The sequence below is a fragment of the Novosphingobium sp. genome (assembly GCF_027486195.1).
In the GTDB taxonomy this organism is placed as follows: Bacteria; Pseudomonadota; Alphaproteobacteria; order Sphingomonadales; family Sphingomonadaceae; genus Novosphingobium.
Map to the genome: position 1 here is coordinate 83368 of NZ_JAIXPP010000070.1, position 24039 is coordinate 107406.

A 24039-nucleotide genomic window follows, 5' to 3' on the forward strand; every position below is an offset into this window, starting at 1 on the left:
ATTTCAGATCCTCCCCATTTTTCCCGCAGGGACAAATGGGGAGGTGGCCTGCCGAAGGCAGGTCGGAGGGGTAATTCCTCCCCGGCACGGGGAGGGAATAGAGGGCCACGCTCGGAGAAACGCAACGCCTGGCGTTCGAACAGCCGAAAAAGAAGAAAGGGGTTTCGCGCAGAGACGCAGAGGAAGCAGAAGGCGCAGAGGGGTTGTGTCTTCGGCGAAGCCGCTTTTGATTCGGATGCTGGGCCGGGATTGAAGCGGCCTTCGGCCGGGGAATCCTCTTCCCTTTCCCTTCTTCTCTGCGCCCTCTGCTTCCTCTGCGTCTTTGCGCGAAACCCCTTCTTCCTGTGCCCCTCAGGCTGCCTTCTTCCGCCCCATCCCCCGCGCGATTTCCTTCTTCAGATCGCGCACATAGGCATCGAAATCGAGCTGGATCGTGTGCCGCCGCGCCGCGTAGTAATGCCCGGTGTGGTATGCCTCATCGGCCTTGATGATCCGGTGCATCTCGTCCGCCGGCGGAGGGGCGTAGGCGCCCGCCAACGTGGCCGCGATCAGCTTCGATTGCTGTTCGGCAAAGTTTACCAGTGTCGGCAGCGGCTGGCCAAGCCCCGCATAGAACAGGTCCGGCACCTCGGGCTTCATGATCCGCTTGAACAGCGGCGGCGGCCGGTTGTCGCTATCGGCGCAGAGCGCGGGGTCGTCGAAGAAGGGGAAACGGATGTCATAGCCGGTCGCCCAGACGATGACGTCGATCTGCTCCCGGCTGCCGTCCTGAAACACCACGCCGTCGCCGTCCAGCCGCTCGATCCCGCCCTTCATCACCACATCGCCCGATCCCGCGCGCAGCAGGAACTCGCCAGAAACCGTGGCGTGGGCGTCAAACGGGCCGATCTCGGGCTCGGGCAGACCGTAGTCGCTCATCTTGCCCACCAGACCCTTGATCAGCCGTGCACCGATCGCGTTACGCACCTTGCGCGGCATCCACGCCGGGGCGGGGTTCTTGTCGATTGGCTGGCCCTTGTAATACTTGGGCAGCACCCAGACCCCGCGCCGGGTCGAAACGAACAGACGCGAAGCAATCGCGCGCTGCGAAAGCTCGGAGGCGATATCCATCGCCGAATTGCCCATGCCGACGACCAGCACGCGCTTGCCCCGGCAGTCCACCGGCTCGAACGCGCTGCGATAGGAATGGCTGTGGAGCTGCTCACCATCGAACGTGCCCGGATACTCCGGAATCCGAGCCGCCCAGTGGTGCCCGTTCGCCACCACCAGCGCCTCGTACGTCCGCGTCTCGCCGCTGGAAAGCCGCACTTCCCAGCCGCCGCCCGCCAGCCGCGTCGCCTTTTCGACCCGCGTGTTGAAGTTGATCGCCTCGCGCAGCCCGAAATGATCGGCGTAGTCGCGGAAGTACTGCAGGAGCTGCGAGTGGTGCGGAAAGTCCGGCCAGTCCGCCGGCACAGGATAGTCCTCGAAGGCCAGCCGCCACTTCGAGGTATCGATATGCAGGGTCTGATAACAGGCCGATAAGCCATTGGGATTGTTGTAGTACCAGTTCCCGCCGATATCGTCGGAGGCATCGAACTCCTCGTAAGCGATGCCATAGTCCTTCAGCCGCTTGGCGACCGTTATCCCCGAGCAGCCCGCCCCGATAATGCAGACCCGTGCATTGGTCATGGCGGCTCAATCCTGCTCGAGGCGCACCGGCATTGCGCTGAAGCCATGCAGGAACGGGCTCGCCAGCCGCGTCGGCGCGCCCGTGGGCACCACCCGCAGCCGCCGCGTCACGATCTCGTCGATCACCGCCGCGATCTGCACTTCGGCCAGCCGCGCGCCCACGCAGCGGTGGATGCCATGGCCAAAGGCGATATGCCGCCGCGCGTTCTCGCGGGTCACATCAAACCGCTCGGCATCCGGGAACACGCTCTCATCGCGGTTGCCTGAAATGTACCACATCACGATCTTCTCGCCCTCGCGGATGAGCTGCCCGCCCACTTCCACATCGCGCGTCGCGGTGCGGCGCATATGCGTCACCGGCGATTGCCAGCGGATGATTTCCTGCGCGGCATTGGTGCTCAGCGTCGGGTCCGTGCGCAGCCTTTCCAGCTCCTCCGGATATAAGTGAAGAGCCTCGACCAAACCACTGATCGAATTACGTGTCGTATCATTCCCCGCCACGATCAGCAGCGCAATATTGGCCAGTCGCTCCAGCGCCGGTAGTTGCCCCATCGCTTCGGAATGCACCATCCGGCTCAGCAGATCGTCCGTCGGCGGCAACGCGCGCCGCGCATCGAGTTCGCGGTCGAAGCGCTGCAGCATCTCGCCCATCTGCTTCATCCATTCCGCGCGGTACTCCGGCGTCAGGTTGTCCGCCGAAACCCCGCTGCCATAGTCCGACCAGCGCTTGAGATCGCGCCACTCCTCGAACGGGAAGTCGAACAGGCTGCACAGCATGCCCAGCGTCTGCGGGATCGCCAGTTGCTCCACCCAGTCGAACGTTTCGCCAAGGGGCAGCGCATCGAACAGCATCTTTGCCCGCTCGCGGACTTGGGCTTCCAGCTTGATCATCTGCCCCGGGCTGAAGGCAGGCGCGATCACCTTGCGCTGCGCGGTGTGGATCGGCGGATCCTGCGCGATGAAATTCGGGAACTCGCTTTCGTTGATCGATTCGGCAATCGTAATGTTGCCGCGCTTCCACGAGGAGGAGAACACGTCCGGAATCAACTCGATTTCCTGGATGTGCTCCAGCGTCACCGCCGACCAGTACCCGCCGAACGGGCTCTCCGGCCGCCAGCTGATCGGCATTTCTCGCCGCAGGAACGCAAACGGCTCGCGCCACGTGTCCTGCGTGTAGAGCGCATCGGCGCTCACGTCATAAGGGTTGATCGCCCGTTCACGCGTGAGGGTCTGGCTCGCCATGTCCTGCTCCTTGGGCCCGCTCGCTTGCGTGGCGGGATGTTGTGCGCAAGTATGTTTAATCGCCTGATTAAAGTCCAGCCCCGATTGCGCCCGGCCTTGGCAGTGGACGCACGGTGGATTTGGTTCTAAACCGCTGCCATCCCCGGGGAGCCAGTGCGGCTGAGAGGGGCTGGTCACGCAGCCCGACCCGTCGAACCTGAACCCGTTAGCACGGGCGGAGGGAGCGGTCGGCCTTGAGGCCAAGCGCCCGCTTTCCGCCCGCTCAAGGAGCGTGAAAGATGGCCGATATCAATTCCCGTCTCGAAAATGGCCCGCAGGCCACGCCCATCGGCGTCACCACTGGCCCGATCCGCGGCAGCCGCAAGATCCACGTCGAAAGCCCGCGCTTTCCGGGCCTCACCGTTGCCATGCGCGAAATCTCGCTCGAACCCTCTTCGGGTGAGCCGCCCTTGCGCGTTTACGACACCTCCGGCCCCTATACCGACAGCAATGCCGTGATCGATATCGCCAAGGGCCTCCCGCAGCTGCGCCGCGAGTGGATCATGGGCCGCGGCGATGTCGAGGAATACAGCGCGCGGGAAGTGAAGCCCGAGGACAACGGCCAGCTCGGCCCTGATCGCTCCGGCGGCGTCCCCGGCTTCCCCAATGTCGTCCAGAAGCCGCTGCGCGCCAAGGCCGGCGCTAATGTCAGCCAGATGCATTATGCCCGCCAGGGCATCATCACCCGCGAGATGGAATATGTCGCCATCCGCGAAAACCTCGGCCGCCGTCAATTGAAGGAAGCCCTCGTTCGCGATGGGCAGGACTGGGGCGCCGCGATCCCGGACTACGTGACCGCCGAATTCGTGCGCGACGAAGTCGCCCGCGGCCGCGCCATCATCCCCAGCAACATCAACCACCCCGAATCCGAGCCGATGGCCATCGGTCGCAACTTCCTCGTCAAGATCAACGCCAATATCGGCAACTCGGCCGTCGCTTCCGACGTTGCGAACGAGGTCGAGAAGATGGTCTGGTCGGTCCGCTGGGGTGCGGACACCGTCATGGACCTCTCGACCGGCCGCAACATCCACGACACGCGCGAATGGATCCTGCGCAACAGCCCCGTGCCGATCGGCACGGTGCCGATCTACCAGGCGCTCGAAAAGGTCGGCGGCATTGCCGAGGACCTGACGTGGGAAATCTTCCGCGATACGCTGATCGAGCAGGCGGAGCAGGGCGTCGATTACTTCACGATCCACGCCGGCGTGCGCCTGCCTTACATCCCGCTCACCGCCAAGCGCGTGACGGGCATCGTCAGCCGCGGCGGCTCGATCATGGCCAAGTGGTGCCTCGCGCATCACAAGGAATCGTTCCTCTACGAGCACTTCGACGAGATCACCGAGATCATGAAGGCCTACGACATTGCCTATTCGCTGGGCGATGGCCTGCGTCCGGGCTCGGTGGCGGATGCCAACGACGAAGCCCAATTCGCCGAGCTCTACACCCTGGGCGAGCTCACCAAGCGCGCGTGGGAGCAGGACGTTCAGGTCATGATCGAAGGCCCCGGCCACGTGCCGATGCACAAGATCAAGGAGAACATGGACAAGCAGCTGGCGGCCTGCGGCGAAGCCCCGTTCTACACCTTGGGGCCGCTCGTGACCGACATCGCGCCCGGCTACGACCATATCACCAGCGGCATCGGCGCCGCGATGATCGGGTGGTTCGGCACGGCGATGCTCTGCTACGTCACGCCCAAGGAGCACCTCGGCCTGCCCGACCGCGATGACGTCAAGGTCGGCGTCGTCACCTACAAGCTCGCCGCCCACGCTGCGGACCTCGCCAAGGGCCACCCGGCTGCCAAGCTGCGCGACGATGCCCTCAGCCGCGCCCGCTTCGAGTTCCGCTGGCGCGACCAGTTCAACCTCAGCCTCGATCCGGACACCGCCGAGCAGTACCACGACCAGACGCTCCCGGCCGAAGGCGCCAAAACCGCGCACTTCTGTTCGATGTGCGGTCCCAAGTTCTGCTCGATGAAGATCACGCAGGAAGTGCGGGAGTTTGCCGCCAAGCAAAACGCGGAGATCGCGACGTTCGTGGCGAACGAGGCCGAAGCCGAAGCCGGCATGGCCGAAATGAGCGAAAAGTACCGCGAAGCTGGCAGTGAGCTTTACCTGCCGGCTGCGGAATAACCTCAATCCCTCCCCGAGCTTGTCTCGGGGAGGTGGCAGCCCGCAGGGCTGACGGAGGGGTTGGGGCTGGAGGGGCACACGCGCCTGCGCAGCTGTCCTTATTGCCAATTCATCCCCCTGGCGTTATAACCTCCGTATGAACGCGACCCTCAAGATCACCAAGATCGGCAACTCCGCCGGGATCATCCTCCCTCGTGAGGTGCTCACGCACCTCGGCGCAGAGGTGGGTGAGACGCTCTCGGTCGTGACCACGCCGGGCGGTATCGAACTGCGTGCCGAAGAGCCAGACTTCGAAGCGCAGATGGCAGCGGCGCGCGAAGTCATGGCGCGCCGCAAGCGGGCCTTGCGCGAACTCGCCAAGTAACCATGCCGACAGGCTGGATCTGGGTTGCGCCCGAAGTGGCGCGTGCGGCGCATGCCGAACAGCTTGCCGAACATGGCGGGGCAGAGGGTGCGCGCGATGATGGCCTGCTTGAAAGCGCTTTCGCCCGACCACGCAATCTGGCCGATTACGGCAATCCCGATGTCACCGCGCTAGCCGCGTCCTATGCTTACGGCATTGCTCGTAACCATCCCTTTGTTGATGGTAACAAGCGCACCGCAGCGGTCGTTGCGGAAACCTTTCTCATGCTCAACGGCTTTGTGCTTACCGCGACCGACGCCGAATTGGTCATCGCCATTCTCGCCCTCGCCGCCGGCGAACTCACCGAGGAAGAACTCGCCGACTGGTTCCGCCAGCACGTCCGCGAAGCCTGAACACGCAGGCTACAGGCGCTTCAGCCGCACCAGTGCCGCATCGAGTGCGGAGAGAAAGCGCGAGCGGTCGGCCTTGGAGAACGGGGCCGGCCCACCGATCACATCACCCCCCGCGCGCAGGTCCGCCATGATCGCGCGGGTGGCGATCTGGCCGCCGATGGAATTGGCGGTGAAGGGTTTGCCGGTGGAAGACAGCACTTGCGCACCTGCCTTGAGGCAGCGATCCGCCAGCAGGATATCGGCGGTCACCACCACGCAGCTTGGGGTGGCTTCCGCCGCGATCCAGTCGTCCGCAGCATCGAATCCGTCGCTCACCACCACGCGCCGCACCAGGGGATGCACCGGAACGCGGAAGGGGGCATTGCTCACCACCACGACGGCGACTTCATGCCGCCACGCGACTTTGTAGATCTCGTCCTTGACCGGGCAGGCATCGCCATCGACCAGAATACGCAGCGGGGCAGGGGTCTCGCTCATCGTCGGCCCTTGCCACAGCATTTCCGCTGGTGACAGGCCCGATCGTTCAGGTGCTGCGCTTCATGTTGTCGAGCCCGGCGACCACACCCGGCTTCTGGCTGGGATTGGAGGCGTTCTGCTTCTTGGGTGCTTCCGCCTTGGGCTTGCGCACTTCGCGGTTCGATTTTTTCTGGCTCTTGGCCATGCTCGCTCTCCGTCCGGACGGTATGGCCGGAGATCAGCTCTAGGCCTTTGGGCCTTGCTTGGCCAGCAATCCCGGCGGGCCATGGCGAGCGGGCACGAAAAAGCCCCCGCAGAGCGCCGGAATGGCGTTCGTCGGGGGCTTTGTCAGCGTCTTCGCCATCAGGGCAGCTACTGCCCCGTCAGGATCAGTTCGAAGCGACCTGGATGCCGAGCGCGCGGGCTTCGGCCTGCGTGAATTCGACCGCCTGGTTGTTGAACGTGCCGGTCACGTAGCGGCCACGCACGTGCAGTTCGAACGGGGCCTTGCCGTTGAAAGCGGTGCCGCGGATCACTCGCTCGCCGCCAGCCACTTGCGTGGTGTAGGTGTAGGTCACACCCTCGTGGGTGAACTTCGCGGCAGTCTCGTCAGCATGAGCGAGGGCCGGAGCAGCGATCAGGGCAGCAGCGGCAGCGATCTGGAAGGACTTGAGAAACATGGCAAAATCTCCTTGAAAATCGGAAGAATTTGCCTTCGAGCACCCCTGTTTTCTTGTTGAGAGCGATATGGTGCAGCGCACAATTGCCCGCAAATGTAATGAACGCCGCTCCAGTTGCAAAACACGCAACTTGCCTGTTCCGTCCTCCGATCTACGCGCGCACCGAGGCCGAACAAGGGCAGCGAAGATCAGCGCTTTTTCACGAACTCGGCGCGCAGCACGAGGCCTTTGATCCCGTCGAACCGGCAGTCGATTTCCTGTGCGTCGCCGGTCAGGCGGATCGACTTGATCAGCGTCCCGCGCTTCAGCGTTTGCCCCGCGCCCTTGACTTCAAGATCCTTGATCAGTGTGACCTGGTCACCATCCGCAAGAAGGTTCCCCACCGCATCGCGCACCTCAACAGTGCCTTCCGCCGCGCGCTTGGCGGCAAGCTCGGATGCCGGCAGCCACTCACCACTGTCTTCGTCGTAGACGTAGTCTTCATCGCCGCTCATGACTTGTTCGCTTCCCGAAAGGGCAGGACGCCCGAAACCCATAAGGCCAGCCACACGAGGACCGGCTGCAGAAACATCCGCGGCACATGATAGCCAAGGCCCAGTCCGTGATCGGGCCGCGCCATGTCGCGGATGAAGTGAACGATGTTGGCCGGGAATACGCAGACGGCATAAGCCGCGAGGCCCCAGCCTGCAGCCCGGCGCAAAGCCGGAGACCACGGTTGAAGCAAGCCCGCCGCACCCGCCAGTTCGGCCACGCCGGTCAGCGCGATCACCAGTTCGGGCTGCGGCACCCATGTCGGCATGATGCCGAGGAATGGGCGGGGGGCAAGCAGATGCAGCACCCCGGCCAGCGCGTAGAGCAGCGCCAGAACCCAGCGCGTCAGGGTGCGGATGCGGCTCAGTCGCGCAGCAATTCGTTGATACCGGTCTTGCTGCGGGTCTGCGCATCGACCGTCTTCACGATCACGGCGCAGTAGAGCGACGGCCCGGGCGTACCATCGGGCAGGGGCTTGCCGGGCATGGCGCCGGGCACGACCACGGCATAGGGCGGCACGCGGCCCATGTGGACCTCGCCCGTCGCCCGGTCGACGATCTTGGTCGAGGCACCGAGGTACACGCCCATCGAAAGGACAGCACCTTCGCCCACGATCACGCCTTCGGCGACTTCGGAGCGCGCGCCGATGAAGGCGCCGTCCTCGATGATCACCGGGCCAGCCTGCAGCGGTTCGAGCACCCCGCCGATCCCGGCGCCGCCGGAGATATGCACGTTCTTGCCGATCTGCGCGCAGGAGCCGACCGTTGCCCAGGTATCGACCATCGTGCCTTCATCCACGCGGGCGCCGATGTTCACGAAGCTCGGCATCAAGACCACGCCCTTGGCGATATGCGCCCCGCGCCGCGCGACCGCACCGGGAACCACGCGGAAACCCGCCTCGCGGAAGCGGTTCTCGCCCCAGCCTGCGAACTTCGAGGGAACCTTGTCGTAGGCCGGCGCGCCGCCTGCACCATGCTCGATCACCGCGTTGTCATTGAGGCGGAACGAGAGCAGTACTGCCTTCTTGAGCCATTGGTTGACGGTCCATTCCCCGTCTACCTTTTCGGCCACGCGGACCTTGCCGCTATCCAGCAGTTCGAGAGCGGCATCCACCACTTCGCGCACCGCAGCACTCGCGGGCGTGACGTTGGCGCGGTCCTCCCACGCGGTTTCGATGGCGGCCTGCAGCTCTGCGGTCATGATCGGGGCTCCCGGGGAAATCAGAGCGCGCGGCCTAACCGAGCGCACGCTCGCGGGCAAGCGAATCGAGCCATTGCGGCAGATCGTCGATGACGAGATCGATCGCGGCATCGTCCTTGGCCCGGTCGCCCCATTCGCTGGCGCAATCGATCCAGACAGTCTGCATGCCCAGCGCCTTGGCCGGCGGCAGGTTGCGCGCTGAATCCTCGACGAAGACCGCATGCTCGGGATCAAAGCCGAACGCCTCGATCAGCCCATGGTAAGCGGACGGTTCGGGCTTGGGCTTGTAGTCCATCGCGATGACATCCCACATGCCCTCGAACAGACCATCGAGGCCGAGCGCGGACAGCACCCGTTCGGCATAGGGTTTGTCGCCATTCGTGAAGATCAGCCGCCGCCCGGGCAGGGCAGCGATACGCTCGGCAAGGCGGGGGGCCTGCGCCAGCACCGACATGTCGACATCGTGCACAAAATCGAGGAACTCGCGCGGGTCGATAGAGTGGTAATGCATCAGTCCGGCCAGCGTGGTGCCGTGATCGTGGAAGTACATCTTCTGCACCCGGCGCGCCTCGGTCGCATCGCAGCCGAGCAGATTGGCGATGAACTGGCCCATGCGCTGGTCGATCTGGCCGAACAGGCCGCAGGCTGGGGGATAGAGCGTGTAATCGAGGTCGAAGATCCAGCAATCGACGCGGCCGGGGTCAAAGGGCAAGGGACAAGCTCCCGGCCAGCTTGAGATTGACGGGCTTTTCGGAGAAGAGGGCGGCCATGGCCAAACCCGTCGAGACTGATCTTTTCATGCCGGCCACCATGCCAGCGAACGGGATCGCTGTCAGCGCCGGAAACGGACCGGCTTTGCAATCCGGGTTGGTCGTGGGTGTCGACGAAGCGGGGCGCGGGCCGCTCGCGGGGCCAGTTGTGGCCGCCGCCGTCGTACTTGGGGCCGCGCCGCCCAAGGGACTGGCCGATTCCAAGGTGCTCAGCGCTGCGCGCCGCGCGAGGCTAGAGCCTGCGATCCGGGAGACCTGCCACTGGGCCCTTGGCATCGCCGAGGTGGAGGAGATCGACCGGCTTAACATCTTCGCCGCGACGATGCTGGCGATGACCCGCGCCGTGGCCGCGCTTGCCGCGCAGCTGGGCGAAAGCGGGATCGGCATCGTGCTGGTCGATGGTAACATGACACCGGCTAAGCGCTGCGCGGACTGGGTCTGGCCCGCGCGGGCCATTGTGAAGGGTGATGCCAGCGAACCTTGCATTTCCGCCGCATCGATCCTTGCCAAGGAGCACCGGGACCGCTTGATGCGCGCCGCAGCCGAGGTGTTTCCGCACTATGGCTGGGAGCGCAACGCGGGGTATGGAACCGCGGAGCACCTGTCCGCCCTGCGCCTCCACGGTGCGACCCCCCATCATCGCCGCAGCTTTGCTCCGGTGGCGGCGGTCATCGGCTGAGCCCGCCGAAACTTTTTTCGCCGGTGAATCCGGCCAGCCACACCCACCAGATATGGCGTGCGGCGGATCAGGCGGACTCCAGATATAGACGCGGACTCGTTCCGTTCTCACCCTGCTAGGTGTCGCGACTCGCCAAAATCCGGCGAGTCGCCGCTTGACGGCGAGTCCCGGATGATTCACCAGTCGGGCTGCATCAGCAGGGGACAAGGCAGCGATGGTGGTTCTGGCAAAGGAACGTCAGGCGAAGGCGGCAGCGCGTGCGCTGCGCAGCAATGCAGCGGCAGCGGTCAGCAAACTGGCGCTTCCGCTCGGGCAGATCCTGCGCGGTGACTGCATCGAACGGATGCGCGAACTGCCTTCCGGCTCGATCGACCTGATCTTCGCCGATCCGCCCTACAATCTGCAACTTGGCGGCGATCTCGCGCGGCCCGATGGCAGCCATGTCGATGCCGTTACCGACGATTGGGACAAGTTCGACAGCTTCGAGCGCTATGACACTTTCACCCGCGAATGGCTCACCGAGGCACGCCGGCTGTTGAAGCCCGATGGCGCGATCTGGGTGATCGGATCGTATCACAACATCTTCCGCGTCGGCGCGCTGCTGCAGGATCTGGGCTTCTGGATCCTCAACGACATCGTCTGGCGCAAGGCCAATCCGATGCCCAATTTCAAGGGCACCCGCTTCACCAACGCGCACGAAACGCTGATCTGGGCCTCGCGCAGCGAGAAGGCGAAGTACACCTTCAATTACCGGGCGATGAAGACGCTCAACGACGAACTGCAGATGCGGTCTGACTGGGTACTCCCCATCTGCGGCGGCCCGGAGCGAATCCGCAAGGACGGCGTGAAGGCGCACCCGACGCAGAAGCCCGAAGCGCTGCTTTACCGTGTTATGCTGGCGACGACCAAGCCCGGCGATGTCGTGCTCGATCCCTTCTTCGGCACCGGCACCACCGGTGCGGTCGCCCGCCGCCTCGGCCGCGAATGGATCGGCTGCGAGCGCGAAGAAAGCTACATCGCGGTGGCCGAAGAACGCATCGCGGCTGCGCTCCCGCTCGATGAAAGCGCGCTCACCACGATGATGAGCAAGCGCAGCGCACCGCGCGTCGCGTTCGGCCAGCTTGTCGAAAGCGGCATGATCGCGCCGGGCGCACAGCTGTTCGATCGCAAGCGCCGCTGGACCGCGAATGTACGCGCCGATGGTTCGATCCTCTCCGAAGCCGCGTCCGGCTCGATTCACGGGGTCGGCTCGGCGGTGCAAGGCGCGCCGGCCTGCAATGGCTGGACCTTCTGGCACATCGAGCACGAGGGCGAGGTCAAGCCGCTTGATGCGCTGCGCCAGCTCTATCTGCTTGCGGTCGAGGACTGACATGCTGCCGCTGCTGGGCTTGATGCCCGATCCGCTGGTGCTGCGCTGCCATGCGCGCTGGACCAAGGGGATGGTCCTGCTTGCGGTTCGCCTCGCCGCGCGCCGCCGCGCGCGCTAGACCGCTGCCATGGCGCAAAAACTCTACATCCGCCCGATCGCCTTTGCCGAGAGTCCGCAGAGCGAGGAGGGCGGAGCGATCCGCCTTGCCGGCGGGCTTGTCTATGTGTCGCGCTTTGCTCTGATCGTGCGCGATGGCGGCAAGGTCGTCTCGCGGCGCCGCTTCAGTGCTGACGAGGCGAACGCCGTGCTGGGCGCGCTTCCCGACGCGCTGGCGGCCGAAGCCGCAGCGCAGTGGGCCAATCTCAAGGCCCTACACGGCCCCCTTATCTGCGGCGCGCGCATGCTGCGGCTCGATCAGCCGCAGGTCATGGGCATTCTCAACGTCACGCCCGACAGCTTTTCCGATGGCGGCAAGTTTCTCGACAAGCCGGAGGCCGCGCTGGAACATGCCGCAGGCATGCTGGAGGCAGGCGCGGCGATCATCGACGTTGGCGGCGAATCAACTCGTCCCGGCGCCCCGGCCGTCTGGGAAGGCGACGAGGTCAAGCGCGTCGTTCCGGTCATCGCCAAGCTGGCCGCAAGCGGCGCTGCCATTTCCATCGACAGCCGCCGCTCGACCGTGATCGCCGAGGCACTCGCGGCGGGTGCGCATATCGTCAACGATGTCTCCGCGCTGCGCCACGATCCGCGCTCGATGGAAGTTGTCGCGGCCAGCGGCGTGCCGGTTGTGCTCATGCACGCGCCCGGCGCGGAAAAGGACCTTCATGCCGATGGCCACTATGCCGACGTGGTCCTCGATGTGTTCGATGGCTTGCGCGAACGCCGCGATGCGGCGGTGGCAGGGGGCATCGCGCGCGAGAAGATCCTGCTCGATCCCGGCATCGGTTTCGGAAAGTCGCTTGCCGAGAATCTGGCGCTGATCAACGCGCTGCCGCTGTTCCATTCGCTCGGCCAGCCACTGCTGCTGGGGGCCAGCCGCAAACGGATGATCGGCGCGCTGTCGGGCGAGGCACCAGCGCACCAGCGGCTTGGCGGCTCGCTGCTGCTGGCGGCGAAAGGGTTCGATGCGGGCGCACAGATGGTCCGCGTCCACGATGTGGCGGAGACGGTGCAGGCCCTGCGCGTCTGGCGCGGCCTGCGCGATGCGGCGCTGACGGACTTCAGCCAGCTCGGCGCTTGACCGGCAGCGGCGGCGCGCCAAGCGCCTCGTTGTCCTCGCCGATCCGCGGCGCGGGCTTCACCTCGAAGCTCCCCACCGAGAAGGTCACCGGGCTGCGCATCTTGAGGTATTCGCCCTCGGTCGGGTGGGTGCGCTGCTGGAAGAAATCGACCGCCTTGAGGTGCGGATCCTCGGTCACGTCATCGAGATCGCGCACCGGCATCGCCGGGATCTGGTGCTCGGCCATCTTTGCAGCCCATTCCGCCATGGTCAGCTTCGGCGTGCGCTTGGCCATTTCCTCGTAGAATTCGCTGATGTTGCGCATGCGCGAGGGGTAGTCGATGAAGCGCGGGTCCACGGCGAGCTCGGGCGCTTCGAGCAGTTCGATCACGGTATCGATCGCATCGGGCGTATAGGGCACGATCACCACATAGCCGTCCTTGGCGGGGAAGGGCTGGCGGAACGGATCGAGCTGACGCGGATAACCGGCGGGTTCCTTTGGTGGCACCAGCGTCTGCCCGTAAAGGTGCTCCTGCATCATGAAATGCGTGAATGCTTCGAACATCGGCACTTCAACGAACTGCCCTTCGCCAAAGCGCAGCTTGTGGATCACCGCCGCCATGACGGCGTAGGCGCCGTGCAGGCCTGACACCTTGTCGGCGATGAGGGAGGGCAGAAAGCGCGGAACCGGATTGCCGTCGACCCGCCCAAGTAGATTGGCCGTGCCGGTCGCGGCCTGGATAACGTCGTCGTAGGCCTGCAGATCGCTATAGGGCCCGCCCGAGCCGAAGCCGGTGCAGTGCACGTAGATAATGTCGGGCTTGATGGCTTTGACCGCTTCATACCCGAAGCCCAGCCGCTCGATCGCTTTGCCGCGCACATTGTGGATGAACACGTCCGCCTCGGCGAGTTGCGCGGCAAGCGCTGCCTTGCCGTCCTCGCTCTTCAGATCAAGCGCGAGGCTGCGCTTGCCCTTGTTGAGATTGAGCGTGCACGGCCCCATGCCGGGCGTCGCGCCAGGCTTGCCGGCATGGCGGAAGATATCGCCCCCCGGTACCTCGACCTTGATCACATCCGCGCCAAGATCGGCTAGCGTTTCTGTGGCATAGGGGCCGAACACCACGCTGGTCAGGTCAACAATGCGAATGCCTTCCAGCAGCTTCTGCCCAGCCATCATGCTCTCTCCTCGGGATGACCCGGTTTCATGCCGGGCTCTGGCCATTGCGGATCGATCCTCAGAGCGAGAATCCTCCATCGCTTACCAGCACTGCGCCGGTGGTGGAGGCTGCCATATTGGAGAGGAGGAAGCCGATCTGGCCGGCAATTTCCTCCGCGCTCGCAAACCTGCCGAGCGGCGAAGTCTGCTGCGCCAGGGCAGCAAGCACCGCTTCACGGCTGCCGAGACGCTCGCTTTCCTGGCGAATGAACTCCATCTTGTCCCAGATCGGCGTGTCCACCCCGCCAGGCGCGATCGCGTTGACGCGGATGCCATGGGGTGCGCCTTCGTTGGCAGCAATCCGCGCCATCTGGGCCATCGCGGCCTTGGACGCGCCGTAATCGATGGGGGCTTTCCCGCTGATGCCCGATACCGAGCTGGTCAGCACGATCGAGCCTGCGCGCGCGGCTTCGTCCGGTGAGGCGTGCATCATGCTCTGCATGGCACAGCGCAAGGCAAGGAACGCGCCATCGAGGTTTACCGACATGGTGTCGCGCCAATCGCTGAAGTCGAGATCCACGATGGGCTTGCCGGGGCCGGGCACGCCGGCGTTGATCACGGCGTGGTCGAGCCGCCCGATCTCGCTGGAGATCAATGCCCACAGCGCCGGATCGCTCACATTCCCGCCGTATGGCCGCACCTTGCACGAGAGGCCAAGGGTATCGAGTCCGGGCCGGTCGAGATCGACCAGCACCAGTTCGGCCGCGCCGCGCGCATCAAGCCAGCGGGCGCAGGCCGCGCCGATGCCGGACGCGGCACCCGTGATGAGGATCGTCTTGCCCGAAAAGTCGAAGTCGCCTGCCATGACGGCAAGCTAACCTCCGGGACGCATCCGCATCAAGCGACGTTGTCGATCCCGAGCTCCGAAAGCTTGCGATAGAGCGTCGAGCGTCCGATCCCGAGCCGCCGCGCGACTTCGGTCATGCGCCCGCGATAGTGGCCGATGGCGAGGCGGATCACGTCGGCCTCGATCTCTTCCAGCGGGCGCAAGTTGCCGTCCGCAGCATAGAGCGTGACCCCCGCGCCTTCGCTCTGGGCGGGCGCGGATCGCGGCGTTTCGCCGATCATGTTCGACAGGTTGGGGAAGTCCTGAGCGGTCAGCGCCTCGCCGTCGCAGAACACGGCGGCGCGGAACAGGGTCGCTTGCAGCTGGCGGACATTGCCCGGCCAGTCGTAGGCCGCAAGCAACGCCAGCGCGCCATCGGTGATGCCAAGCGGCCTCAGGCCAGGCTGTTCGCCGATGCGTGTCAGGAAGTGGCGGGCAAGCGCCGGAATGTCCGCCGCACGCTCACGCAGGGCCGGAAGGTGCACGTGAACCGTGCTCAACGCTTCGAGCAGAGCCGGATCGAACAACTGTGCTTCGACCAGATCATCCAGCGCGGCGTTGCTGCACACGATGACCCGCACGTCGAGCCGGAAGCTGTGGCGCGCGCCGATGGGCTGGATATCGCCGCGTTGGAGGAACTGGGCGAGCCGGGCCTGCGCCGAAAGACACAGCCGATCGATCTCGTCGATCACCAGCGTGCCGCCATCGGCATGTTGCAGCGTGCCGACATGGCGCTCGAACGCGCCGGGGAAGGCGCCTTTCTCGTGGCCGAAAAGCACCGATTCGATCTGGTTGGCGGGAATGCCGCCGGCATTGACGATGCGCAGGGGCGCCTTGGCGCGCGGGCTGGCCGCATGCATCGCCCGCACCAGCATTTCCTTGCCGGTGCCGCTTTCGCCCTCGATCAGCACGGTGTTCTGGGTCCGCGCGGCCTTTGCCGCGACGGCCAGCGCGGCGCGGAAGCTGGGGGCAGCACCGATCATCGAATCGAAATCGAGCGTGCCGGTGAACTTTTCGGTGAGCGGTTGCAGCTCTTCGGGCGATTCCTCGCGCCGGGTCGCCGTGCGCAGAGCCTGGAGCAGCCGGTCGGGCGCAACCGGCTTGATCAGATAGTCCGAAGCACCCGCACGCATCGCCTCCACCGCGAGCAGCGGCGAAGCGCTGGTGGTGATCATGAGGATGGGCAGCGCGGGCCGACGCGCCTTGAGCTCGGCGATCAGGGCGCACGCGCTGTCACCCGGAACCCATTGATCCAGAATGATTGCGTCGAGCTGCATGCCCTGCCGCGTGCCGAGCGTGGCAATCGCCGTCTCGGAATCGCGAGCGATGATCGTGCGCCAGCCTTCACGCGCGGCCAGTGCCGAGATGAGGCGGCACTGCGCTGGTTCGTCGTCAATCAGCATGAGCAGCCGATCAGTGGGCTCTGCCATGGCTTTCCCGGTCCTTTTGCATAGTGCCGGGGTCTAGCCCAATTGGGTAAAGACCAGATTAAGTGCAAACCCTCCGGTTCCGCTTGAGCCGGGGTTGCGCCGCCGCTAGAGGATGCGATCAATTGGTCGTTTAAACGCAATCAGGAAGGGTTTGTCATGGGCGCCACGAACAATGCCGGGAACAACATGAAGGCAGCGACGGCCACCTACGAAGGCTTCGTCGGCATGGTCAAGATTGCCACGCCGGTGATCGCAGTGATCGTGCTCTTCGTCATGTACCTGATCGCCTGAGCTCGCGCATGGGGGCGACAACAACGATCGCGGTCCTGCGCGAGCGGGCCAGCGGTGAGAACCGGGTGTCGGCGACGCCCGAGACGGTGAAGAAATTCATCGGTCTCGGTGCTGCCGTGCGCGTGGAAACGGGTGCAGGCATGACCGCCTCGATCAGCGATGAGGCCTATCAGGCCGCTGGCGCCGAGATCGTGGCGAGCGGGGCGGCAGCCGGCGCGGATATCGTGCTGGGCGTGCAGGGGCCGGAAGTCGATCTTCTCGCCGGGGCCAATCCCGGGGCGTGGATCGTCGCCGGGCTCGAACCCTTCGCCAAGCGCGAGCGCGTCGATGCCTATGCCGCTGCCGGGTACGAGGCGCTGGCGATGGAGTTCATGCCGCGCATCACACGCGCGCAGTCGATGGATATCCTCTCCTCGCAATCGAACCTCGCCGGTTACAAGGCGGTGATCGTGGCGGCGGACCTTTATGGCCGCGCGTTCCCGATGATGATGACCGCGGCAGGCACCGTTTCGGCGGCCAAGGTCTTCGTCATGGGCGTCGGCGTGGCCGGCCTTCAGGCGATCGCCACCGCGCGCCGCCTTGGCGGGCAGGTTTCCGCCACGGACGTGCGCTCGGCCACCAAGGAGCAGATCCAGTCGCTCGGCGCCAAGCCGATCTTCGTGGAGAACGTCGCGGGGATCGAGGGTGAAGGCGCGGGCGGCTATGCCACCGAAATGAGCCCGGAATACCAGGCGGCGCAGGCCGAACTGGTTTCCAGCCACATTGCCAAGCAGGATATCGTGATCACCACCGCGCTGATTCCGGGCCGCCCGGCACCGCGCCTGATCACCGATGCCCAGATCGCAACGATGAAGCCCGGCTCGGTGATCTTCGACCTCGCCGTCGCATCGGGCGGCAATGTCGAGGGATCGGTCGCGGACGAGGTGGTCGAAAAGCACGGCGTCAAGATCATCGGCTATTCCAACACCGCCACGCATCTTGCCGCAGACGCCTCGGCGCTGTTCAGCCGGAACCTGTTCAATTTCCTGTCCGCCTTCTGGGACAAGGAGCAGGGCAAGCCCGTGCTCGACGAGGAAATCGGCAATGCGATCCGGCTGACGCAAGGCGGCAAGGTCGTCAACGAACGACTGCTCGGGTGAGGGGGCTTTAGAACATGGACTTCATTTCAATCCTGAGCGTGTTCGTGATGGCCTGCTTCGTGGGCTATTACGTGGTATGGTCGGTCACGCCCGCGCTCCACACGCCGCTGATGGCGGTTACCAACGCCATCTCCTCGGTCATCGTCGTCGGCGCGCTGGTTGCCGGCGCTGCTGAGGGATCGGTCGTTTCCAAGTGGCTGGGGCTGCTGGCCGTGGTGCTGGCCAGCGTCAACATCTTCGGCGGCTTTGCTGTCACCGAGCGCATGCTGGCGATGTACAAGAAGAAGGAGAAGAAGTGATGGAGCACATCACCACTCCTCCCTGGGCCATGCTCGCCTATCTGGTTGCGGGCGTCCTGTTCATCATGGCGCTGCGCGGGCTTTCGAGCCCCGCCACGTCGCGTGCGGGCAACCGCTATGGCATGATCGGCATGACCATTGCGATGGTCACCACGCTGGCAACGCACGGCCTCGCCAGCCTGCCTGAGATCGCGGGCGCGATTGCGGTCGGCGGCGGCCTCGGCTTCGTCACGGCGCGCAAGATCAAGATGACCGACATGCCGCAGCTCGTGGCTGCCTTCCACAGCCTCGTCGGCATGGCTGCCGTGCTCGTCGGCCTTGCTGCTTACCTCAACCCCATCGCGTTCGGCATTGCCGGGCCGGACGGGGTGATCGAGGTGCAGAGCCGCATCGAGATGGGCCTCGGCATCGCTATCGGTGCGATTACCTTCTCGGGCTCGGTCATCGCGTTCCTCAAGCTCAACGGCAACATGAGCGGTTCGCCGATCATGCTGCCCGGTCGTCACGCCATCAATTTGGGCACCTTGCTCGGGATCATTGGCCTTGTCGGCTACTTCACCGTGGACCAGAGCCCGTGGGTGATTGCGGTGATCACCGCGCTCAGCTTCGCCATCGGCTTCCTGCTGATCATCCCGATCGGCGGCGCGGACATGCCGGTCGTCGTCTCGATGCTCAACTCCTACTCGGGCTGGGCCGCGGCGGCGATGGGCTTCACGCTCCACAACACCGCGATGATCATCACCGGCGCGCTCGTAGGCTCGTCGGGTGCGATCCTCTCGTACATCATGTGCAAGGCGATGAACCGCAGCTTCATTTCGGTGATCGCAGGCGGCTTTGGAGCAGCGCCTGAAGCAAGCAGCGGCGGCGCAGCCAAGGTCCAGCGTCCGTGGAAGCGCGGCGCAGCGGAAGACGCGGCCTACCTGATGAAGGAAGCCGAAAACGTCATCATCATCCCGGGCTACGGCATGGCGGTGGCGCAGGCCCAGCACGTGCTGCGCGAGATGGGCGATCTGCTCAAGAAGTCCGGCGTCAACGTCAAGTACGCCATCCACCCTGTCGCGGGGCGCATGCCCGGCCACATGAACGTGCTGCTCGCCGAAGCGAACGTGCCTTATGATGAAGTCTTCGAACTCGAGGACATCAACGGCGAGTTCGCGCAGGCCGATGTCGCGTTCATCATCGGCGCCAACGACGTGGTCAATCCGGCGGCAAAGACCGACAAGTCCTCGCCGATCTACGGCATGCCCGTGTTCGACGTCGACAAGGCCAAGACGGTCATGTTCATCAAGCGCTCGATGGGCGGCGTGGGCTATGCCGGCGTCGACAACGATGTGTTCTACATGGACCAGACCATGATGCTCCTCGCCGACGCCAAGAAGATGGTCGAGGACATCAACAAGGCGCTTGCCCACTGATGCGGTGCTGGTCGGGGATCGCAGCCGTGCTGGCAATTGCGCTGGCAGGCTGCGCCCCGGCCAAGCTGGCCGAAGGGCGCGTGCGCTCGGCCTTGATGGACGCAGGCCTCTCGCAGCCCAACGCAGCCTGCATGGCTGAGCGGATGACCGACCGACTCACGCTCGGCCAGCTGCGCAAGTTGCAAGCGCTGCAAAGCCCCAAGCGCTCCATTGCGGACTACGTGATAACCGTCCGCCGCGTGGGTGACCGGCAACTGGTCGAAGTCACCGTCAGTTCCGCGCTGCTTTGCGCCAGTGGTCTGGCGCCCGAGAGGAAGCCGGGCTAGGGCGCGACATCCGCTTAGCCTGGAGGTCTAGCTCGAACATGCAGGTCACGTCGTGACGGAGCGCGCACCCTGGGCCTGCGATCCCGAACGCTCGCGCGGCCGCGAATTCACGCTGGCCGGAGAAACCGTACGCGGCCCCCGCAGCGTGTTCCAGCGCGACCGCGACCGCATTATCCACTCCATCGCGTTCCGCCGCCTGCGCCACAAGACGCAGGTGTTCATCGCGCCCGATGGCGATCACTACCGCGTGCGTCTCACCCACAGCCTCGAAGTCGCGCAGATCGGCCGCGTGATTGCCCGCGCGTTGGGGCTGGACGAGGATCTCACCGAAGCGCTCTGCCTTGCGCATGATATCGGCCATCCGCCGTTCGGCCATGCAGGCGAGGATGCGCTGGAAGAAGCGATGGCCGAGCACGGCGGCTTTGATCACAACGCGAACACGCTGCGCGTTTTGATGCGGCTCGAAAGCCCCTATCCCCGCCACGATGGCCTCAATCTCACCTGGGAACTGCTGGAGGGCCTCGCGAAGCACAATGGCCCGGTCTACCATCCGACGTGGGCGCTCGCCGAACTCGACGCCGCCCTCCCGCTCGATCTGGCGCAACACGCCTCGCTCGAGGCGCAAGTCGCGGCGATTTCCGACGATATCGCCTATGATAACCACGATATCGACGATGGTCTGCGCGCCGGGTTCCTCACGCTCGATACGCTGCTCACACTGCCGTCGCTCGAAGCCCAGTGGCGCGATATCGAGGCCCGCTTCCCCGGCGCCCCGCGCGACCGCCTGCTGCGCGAACTGGTGCGCGGGCAGATCGGCCGCATGGTCAACGACGTCATCGGCGAAACGCAGCGGCGGCTGAAGGAGAGTGGCGCGCAGACCTGCGATGAAGTGCGCACTGCAGGCCGCACACTTGCTGGCTTCTCACCCGCGATGGCGGCGGAAGAACGCACCTTGAAGGCCTTCATGTACAAGTCGCTCTATCTGCATCCCGAGCAGGTCGGCACGGCCGACCGCGCGCGCGCGGTGATCGCGCGCCTCTTTGCGACCTATCGCGCCGCGCCGGAAAACCTCCCCGAAAGCTGGCGCGAGAGCCTGCCGGAGAGCGAACCTGCACGCAGCCGCCATATCGCCGACTTCATGGCCGGCATGAGCGACAAGTATGCGATGGATTGCTACGCGAGGCTCTTCGGAGAGCGGCCCGAAGGCCTCAGCAACGTCTAGTTGTGGATTGCATCGGAACCGGCCTTACCCACCGATTCGATATCTCGTCCCGCGCCTTTCACGGTGTTGCAGGCGGCCGTGCCCAATAGCAGGCTGGCAAGTGCCACGGAAAAAATCACCTTGCGTACCATGTTCGTTATCCCTTTAATCGGCTGATTAAGCCGCGCGCCCAAGCAGGGCTGCATGTGCCCTGCATGAGGCAGGATAACGTGTGGAAACCCCCAAGGTTCCGACGCGGCATGAGGGTGAGGACCGGTATATGCGCGAGACAGCAGGCTTCGAGACTTTCGACGCGTTCTTCCGATATTGGACCGAGCAGACGCCGGACGCAGTCTCGCACGAGCAGGATGGCCGCAAAACGACCTTTGCGCAGCTCGAACTGTTCTCACGTCGGTATGCAGCGTTCCTGCGCGAACACGGCGTGGCGAAGGGGGACCGAATCGCCTGGATCGGCAAGAACTGCGATCTCTATTTCCAGATGCTGCTGACCTGCGGGCGCATCGGCGTGGTGATGGTGCCGATCGGATGGCGGCTCGCCCCGGCCGAGATGGCCTATATCCTTGAGGACACGCGCGCGAAGCTGGTGTTTGCGGGTGAGGGATTCGAGGCCGTCTCGCATGAACTCGCCGCCGCTGCACCCCAGAAGCCCGGCGTGATCGAGGAAGGCGAAGCACGCGCTGCGATCCCCGCATGCCCTGCCGACCCGATTGACGCGGCTGAACCGGATGCGGCATTTCTCCAGCTCTACACGTCCGGTACCACCGGCAAGCCCAAGGGTGCGGTGCTGTGCCAGCGCAATTTCATGGGGCTGCGCGGGCCCGCGCTCGAGGCTGAACTGCCGTGGGCGCAGTGGACCCCGGACGATGCTATTCTTGTCTGCATGCCTTGCGCGCATATCGGCGGAACGGGTTTGGGCACCATGGCCTTCTGCGGCGGCGCGCGAGCGATCGTGCAGGCTGAATTTACCGCCGAGGGTGCGCTCAAGGCTATCGGGCAGGGAATCACCCGGTTCTTCATCGTGCCCGCCGCACTGCAGATGCTGATCCAGCATCCCAAAGCCGCTGAAACGGATTTCACCCACCTCAAATACGTTATGTACGGCGCCGCCCCGATCCCGCTCGAACTGCTGCGGCAGGCGGTCACCACGATTCCCAACGCCGATTTCATCCAGATGTACGGGATGACCGAGACGACCGGAACCATCGCGGTGCTGCCGCCGTGGGATCATGATCTGGCTGGCAATGAGCGGATGCGCTCGGCGGGCAAAGCCTGCCCGGGGGTGGAAATCCGCATCACCGATCCCGCCGGAAACGAAGTGCCTCGCCGCACGGTGGGCGAGATCCAGATCCGCTCCCCCGCCAACATGCTGCATTACTGGCAGCTACCCGAGGCGACCGCGAAGACGATGACCGCCGATGGCTGGATCTGCACCGGCGATGCTGCCTACATGGACGAGGATGGCTACATCTTCATCCAGGACCGCATCAAGGACATGATCATCTCGGGCGGCGAGAACGTCTACCCGGCCGAAGTCGAAAGCGCGATCTATGGCCATCCGCAGGTCGCCGAAGTTGCGGTGATCGGTGTGCCCGATGCGCGCTGGGGTGAGGCGGTGAAGGCCTGCGTCGTCCCGCGCGAGGGCTGCGAGGTGGATGAGGCCAGTGTGATCGCCTGGGCCCGCGAGCGCATCGCCGGGTTCAAGGTGCCCAAGTCGGTCGACGTGATCCCCGCGCTCCCCCGCAATCCTTCGGGCAAGATCCTGCGGCGCAATCTGCGCGAACCCTATTGGGAGGGCATGGAGCGGCAGGTCAACTAGGCAGCGGGAGAGCGCTCCCCGGCGCGGCTGCCGCGCACCTGTTCGCGCCAGGCGATGATCAGCCCCGCCGCGATGATCGCGGGGGCGCCGATCCAGGTCTGCGCCGGGGGCAGGTGCGCGAAGAACAGCCAGCCCCACAGCGTCGCCCATCCAAACTGCGAATAGTCCATGACGATGACGCTCGAGACGCTGCCATAGCGCAGCGCCGCCGTCATCAGCAGCTGCGCCATGAGCCCCGTCGCACCGATTCCGGCAAGCATGGCCCAGCCCGCAAGGTCGTGATGCGGCAAGCCAGTGTGCAGCATGAACAGCGCGAACGGCGGGGTGCAGAAGGCGGAAAACCAGAACACCACGCTCACCGGCTCTTCGGTGCGGCCGAGATCGCGCAGCTGGATCGAGATGAGCGCCACCATGAAGGCGGCGCCGATCCCCGTTGCAAGGCCCAGCAGCGGAAGGTGTGCGCGGTCGGGGCCGGCGATGATGACAACACCGGCGAGCCCGAGGAGCACGGCAGTCCACCGCCAGATGCCCACCTTTTCGCGCAGCAGCACGACCGCCAGCAGCACCGCGAAGATCGGTGCGGTGAAGCCCAGTACAGTTGCTTCCGCCAGCGGCAGTATCTGCACCACGCCGAGCGTCAGGAACATGCCGAGCCCGCCGATCAGCGCGCGCCGCGCGTGAATCCAGGGGCGCTTCGTGGCCAGGCGGCCGATCTGTCCCCGCGCCGCGAGCCAGCCCAGCAGGGCAATGCCGGGGAAGAACTGGCGCCAGAACAGGGTTTCGGGCAGCCAGATGCCATGTTCGCCGCTCAGCTTGACCAGCAGCAACATGACCGAAATTGCCGCCATGGCCAAAAGGCGCAGGGCGAGCGCATAGATCGGGCGTTGCGTGGGCGGCATGGCCCCCGCCCATAAGGCAGGGGCTACGCGGATCAAGCGTTTACGCTGCCAGGTTAGAGGCAGGCCTCGAGGTAGGCCTGATCGAACCCGAACTGGCGGGCCTTTTCGAGCGTATAGGGACGCAGGCCCGAGGGGCGGAATTCGCCGATGATCTTGCCGTCCTCGTTCTCGTCGAGATACTCGAACTTGAACAGTTCCTGCGTCACGATCACATCGCCTTCCATCCCGATCACCTCGGTGATGTTGGTGGTGCGGCGCGAACCGTCGCGCAGGCGCTTGACCTGCACGATGAGATCGACCGATTCGGCGATCTGGCGGCTGATGGCTTCCTTGGGGATCTTGATGTCGCCCATCAGGATCATGTTTTCCATACGGCCAAGGCATTCGCGCGGGCTGTTGGCGTGGAGCGTACACATCGA

The 24039-nt window shown here is 65.0% G+C and carries 27 protein-coding genes, 1 pseudogene and 1 riboswitch; of the genes and pseudogenes, 13 read left to right on the forward strand and 15 right to left on the reverse strand.

Annotated features, from left to right (window positions below; all coding sequences use genetic code 11):
• Positions 1-351: 351 nt before the first annotated feature.
• Both Q0071_RS13315 and Q0071_RS13320 read right to left on the reverse strand, forming a co-directional pair.
• Entirely contained in the window at positions 352-1671 is a 1320-nt protein-coding gene (locus Q0071_RS13315) for an NAD(P)-binding domain-containing protein (protein WP_298170082.1), read from the reverse strand.
• A gap of 6 nt (positions 1672-1677) precedes the next feature.
• Complete coding sequence (locus Q0071_RS13320; protein WP_298170085.1) at positions 1678-2913, reverse strand: cytochrome P450; 1236 nt, start codon at positions 2911-2913, stop codon at positions 1678-1680.
• Between the two features lie 133 nt (positions 2914-3046).
• Positions 3047-3153: riboswitch (TPP riboswitch) on the forward strand.
• 38 nt (positions 3154-3191) lie between these two features.
• On the opposite strand from Q0071_RS13320, the gene thiC reads away from it, so the two are divergent.
• The 3 genes from thiC (at position 3192) to Q0071_RS13335 (ending at position 5837) form a co-directional block, all read left to right on the forward strand.
• Complete coding sequence (thiC, locus tag Q0071_RS13325) at positions 3192-5081, forward strand: phosphomethylpyrimidine synthase ThiC (RefSeq protein WP_298170087.1); 1890 nt, start codon at positions 3192-3194, stop codon at positions 5079-5081.
• A gap of 136 nt (positions 5082-5217) precedes the next feature.
• Positions 5218-5445, forward strand: a complete 228-nt coding sequence (locus Q0071_RS13330) for an AbrB/MazE/SpoVT family DNA-binding domain-containing protein (protein WP_298170092.1) — start codon at positions 5218-5220, stop codon at positions 5443-5445.
• A gap of 2 nt (positions 5446-5447) precedes the next feature.
• Positions 5448-5837 carry a type II toxin-antitoxin system death-on-curing family toxin gene (locus tag Q0071_RS13335; RefSeq protein WP_298170094.1) on the forward strand — a complete coding sequence of 130 codons (390 nt, stop codon included), beginning with the start codon at positions 5448-5450 and terminating at the stop codon, positions 5835-5837.
• A 9-nt stretch (positions 5838-5846) separates the two neighbouring features.
• Here Q0071_RS13335 and Q0071_RS13340 read toward each other — a convergent pair whose 3' ends face one another.
• From Q0071_RS13340 to Q0071_RS13370, 7 genes are all read right to left on the reverse strand, one after another.
• Complete coding sequence (locus Q0071_RS13340; protein WP_298170097.1) at positions 5847-6314, reverse strand: YaiI/YqxD family protein; 468 nt, start codon at positions 6312-6314, stop codon at positions 5847-5849.
• Positions 6315-6360: 46 nt separating this feature from the next.
• Entirely contained in the window at positions 6361-6498 is a 138-nt protein-coding gene (locus Q0071_RS13345) for a hypothetical protein (protein WP_298170100.1), read from the reverse strand.
• 184 nt (positions 6499-6682) lie between these two features.
• Positions 6683-6973 carry a hypothetical protein gene (locus tag Q0071_RS13350; RefSeq protein WP_298170103.1) on the reverse strand — a complete coding sequence of 97 codons (291 nt, stop codon included), beginning with the start codon at positions 6971-6973 and terminating at the stop codon, positions 6683-6685.
• A 188-nt stretch (positions 6974-7161) separates the two neighbouring features.
• Positions 7162-7467: an alkylphosphonate utilization protein gene (locus tag Q0071_RS13355; RefSeq protein WP_298170105.1), complete on the reverse strand. Its 306-nt coding sequence runs from the start codon at positions 7465-7467 to the stop codon at positions 7162-7164.
• A complete protein-coding gene (locus Q0071_RS13360) occupies positions 7464-7871 on the reverse strand; it encodes a DoxX family protein (protein ID WP_298170218.1) in 408 nt (135 codons plus the stop codon). The genes Q0071_RS13355 and Q0071_RS13360 overlap by 4 nt, the downstream gene beginning before the upstream one ends.
• A complete protein-coding gene (gene dapD, locus Q0071_RS13365; RefSeq protein ID WP_298170107.1) occupies positions 7868-8704 on the reverse strand; it encodes a 2,3,4,5-tetrahydropyridine-2,6-dicarboxylate N-succinyltransferase in 837 nt (278 codons plus the stop codon). The genes Q0071_RS13360 and dapD overlap by 4 nt, the downstream gene beginning before the upstream one ends.
• Before the next feature lie 34 nt (positions 8705-8738).
• On the reverse strand, positions 8739-9416 hold the full coding sequence (locus Q0071_RS13370) for a pyrimidine 5'-nucleotidase (protein ID WP_298170110.1): 678 nt from the start codon (positions 9414-9416) through the stop codon (positions 8739-8741).
• A gap of 98 nt (positions 9417-9514) precedes the next feature.
• On the opposite strand from Q0071_RS13370, the gene Q0071_RS13375 reads away from it, so the two are divergent.
• The 3 genes from Q0071_RS13375 (at position 9515) to folP (ending at position 12762) form a co-directional block, all read left to right on the forward strand.
• The gene (locus tag Q0071_RS13375; protein ID WP_298170221.1) at positions 9515-10153 is read left to right on the forward strand and encodes a ribonuclease HII; all 639 of its coding nucleotides are present in this window, start codon (positions 9515-9517) and stop codon (positions 10151-10153) included.
• A 214-nt stretch (positions 10154-10367) separates the two neighbouring features.
• Positions 10368-11522: a DNA methyltransferase gene (locus Q0071_RS13380; protein WP_298170113.1), complete on the forward strand. Its 1155-nt coding sequence runs from the start codon at positions 10368-10370 to the stop codon at positions 11520-11522.
• 127 nt (positions 11523-11649) lie between these two features.
• A complete protein-coding gene (gene folP, locus Q0071_RS13385) occupies positions 11650-12762 on the forward strand; it encodes a dihydropteroate synthase (protein ID WP_298170116.1) in 1113 nt (370 codons plus the stop codon).
• Here folP and Q0071_RS13390 read toward each other — a convergent pair.
• From Q0071_RS13390 to Q0071_RS13400, 3 genes are all read right to left on the reverse strand, one after another.
• Complete coding sequence (locus Q0071_RS13390; protein WP_298170119.1) at positions 12743-13915, reverse strand: CoA transferase; 1173 nt, start codon at positions 13913-13915, stop codon at positions 12743-12745. The two genes, folP and Q0071_RS13390, sit on opposite strands and share 20 nt — an antisense overlap.
• 61 nt (positions 13916-13976) lie before the next feature.
• Complete coding sequence (locus Q0071_RS13395; protein ID WP_298170123.1) at positions 13977-14762, reverse strand: SDR family oxidoreductase; 786 nt, start codon at positions 14760-14762, stop codon at positions 13977-13979.
• A gap of 32 nt (positions 14763-14794) precedes the next feature.
• Positions 14795-16213 (reverse strand): sigma-54 dependent transcriptional regulator, encoded by a 1419-nt coding sequence (locus Q0071_RS13400; RefSeq protein WP_298170126.1) that lies wholly within the window; start codon positions 16211-16213, stop codon positions 14795-14797.
• A gap of 156 nt (positions 16214-16369) precedes the next feature.
• Here Q0071_RS13400 and Q0071_RS13405 point away from each other — a divergent pair, with 156 nt between their 5' ends.
• The 6 genes from Q0071_RS13405 to Q0071_RS13430 are packed head-to-tail and all read left to right on the forward strand — an operon-like array spanning position 16370 to position 20905.
• Complete coding sequence (locus Q0071_RS13405; RefSeq protein ID WP_298170130.1) at positions 16370-16504, forward strand: aa3-type cytochrome c oxidase subunit IV; 135 nt, start codon at positions 16370-16372, stop codon at positions 16502-16504.
• Between the two features lie 8 nt (positions 16505-16512).
• Entirely contained in the window at positions 16513-17643 is a 1131-nt protein-coding gene (locus Q0071_RS13410; protein ID WP_298170188.1) for an NAD(P) transhydrogenase subunit alpha, read from the forward strand.
• Positions 17644-17657: 14 nt separating this feature from the next.
• Positions 17658-17942, forward strand: a complete 285-nt coding sequence (locus Q0071_RS13415) for a proton-translocating transhydrogenase family protein (RefSeq protein ID WP_298170191.1) — start codon at positions 17658-17660, stop codon at positions 17940-17942.
• A complete protein-coding gene (locus Q0071_RS13420; protein ID WP_298170194.1) occupies positions 17942-19357 on the forward strand; it encodes an NAD(P)(+) transhydrogenase (Re/Si-specific) subunit beta in 1416 nt (471 codons plus the stop codon). The genes Q0071_RS13415 and Q0071_RS13420 overlap by 1 nt, the downstream gene beginning before the upstream one ends.
• Positions 19357-19683 carry a hypothetical protein gene (locus tag Q0071_RS13425; RefSeq protein ID WP_298170196.1) on the forward strand — a complete coding sequence of 109 codons (327 nt, stop codon included), beginning with the start codon at positions 19357-19359 and terminating at the stop codon, positions 19681-19683. Before Q0071_RS13420 ends, Q0071_RS13425 begins: the two co-directional genes overlap by 1 nt.
• A 52-nt stretch (positions 19684-19735) precedes the next feature.
• Positions 19736-20905: a deoxyguanosinetriphosphate triphosphohydrolase gene (locus Q0071_RS13430; protein ID WP_298170199.1), complete on the forward strand. Its 1170-nt coding sequence runs from the start codon at positions 19736-19738 to the stop codon at positions 20903-20905.
• Here Q0071_RS13430 and Q0071_RS13435 read toward each other — a convergent pair.
• Positions 20902-21036 (reverse strand): entericidin A/B family lipoprotein, encoded by a 135-nt coding sequence (locus Q0071_RS13435; protein WP_298170202.1) that lies wholly within the window; start codon positions 21034-21036, stop codon positions 20902-20904. The genes Q0071_RS13430 and Q0071_RS13435 overlap by 4 nt on opposite strands.
• Positions 21037-21164: 128 nt before the next feature.
• Here Q0071_RS13435 and Q0071_RS13440 point away from each other — a divergent pair, with 128 nt between their 5' ends.
• Positions 21165-22721, forward strand: coding sequence for a long-chain-fatty-acid--CoA ligase (locus tag Q0071_RS13440; RefSeq protein ID WP_298170205.1), 1557 nt, complete (start codon positions 21165-21167; stop codon positions 22719-22721).
• On the opposite strand, the gene Q0071_RS13445 is transcribed toward Q0071_RS13440, so the two are convergent.
• Together Q0071_RS13445 and Q0071_RS13450 are read right to left on the reverse strand one after the other, a co-directional pair.
• Positions 22718-23620, reverse strand: coding sequence for a DMT family transporter (locus tag Q0071_RS13445; RefSeq protein ID WP_298170207.1), 903 nt, complete (start codon positions 23618-23620; stop codon positions 22718-22720). The genes Q0071_RS13440 and Q0071_RS13445 overlap by 4 nt on opposite strands.
• 53 nt (positions 23621-23673) lie before the next feature.
• Positions 23674-24039: pseudogene (locus tag Q0071_RS13450) on the reverse strand (CpaF family protein); the annotation flags it as partial.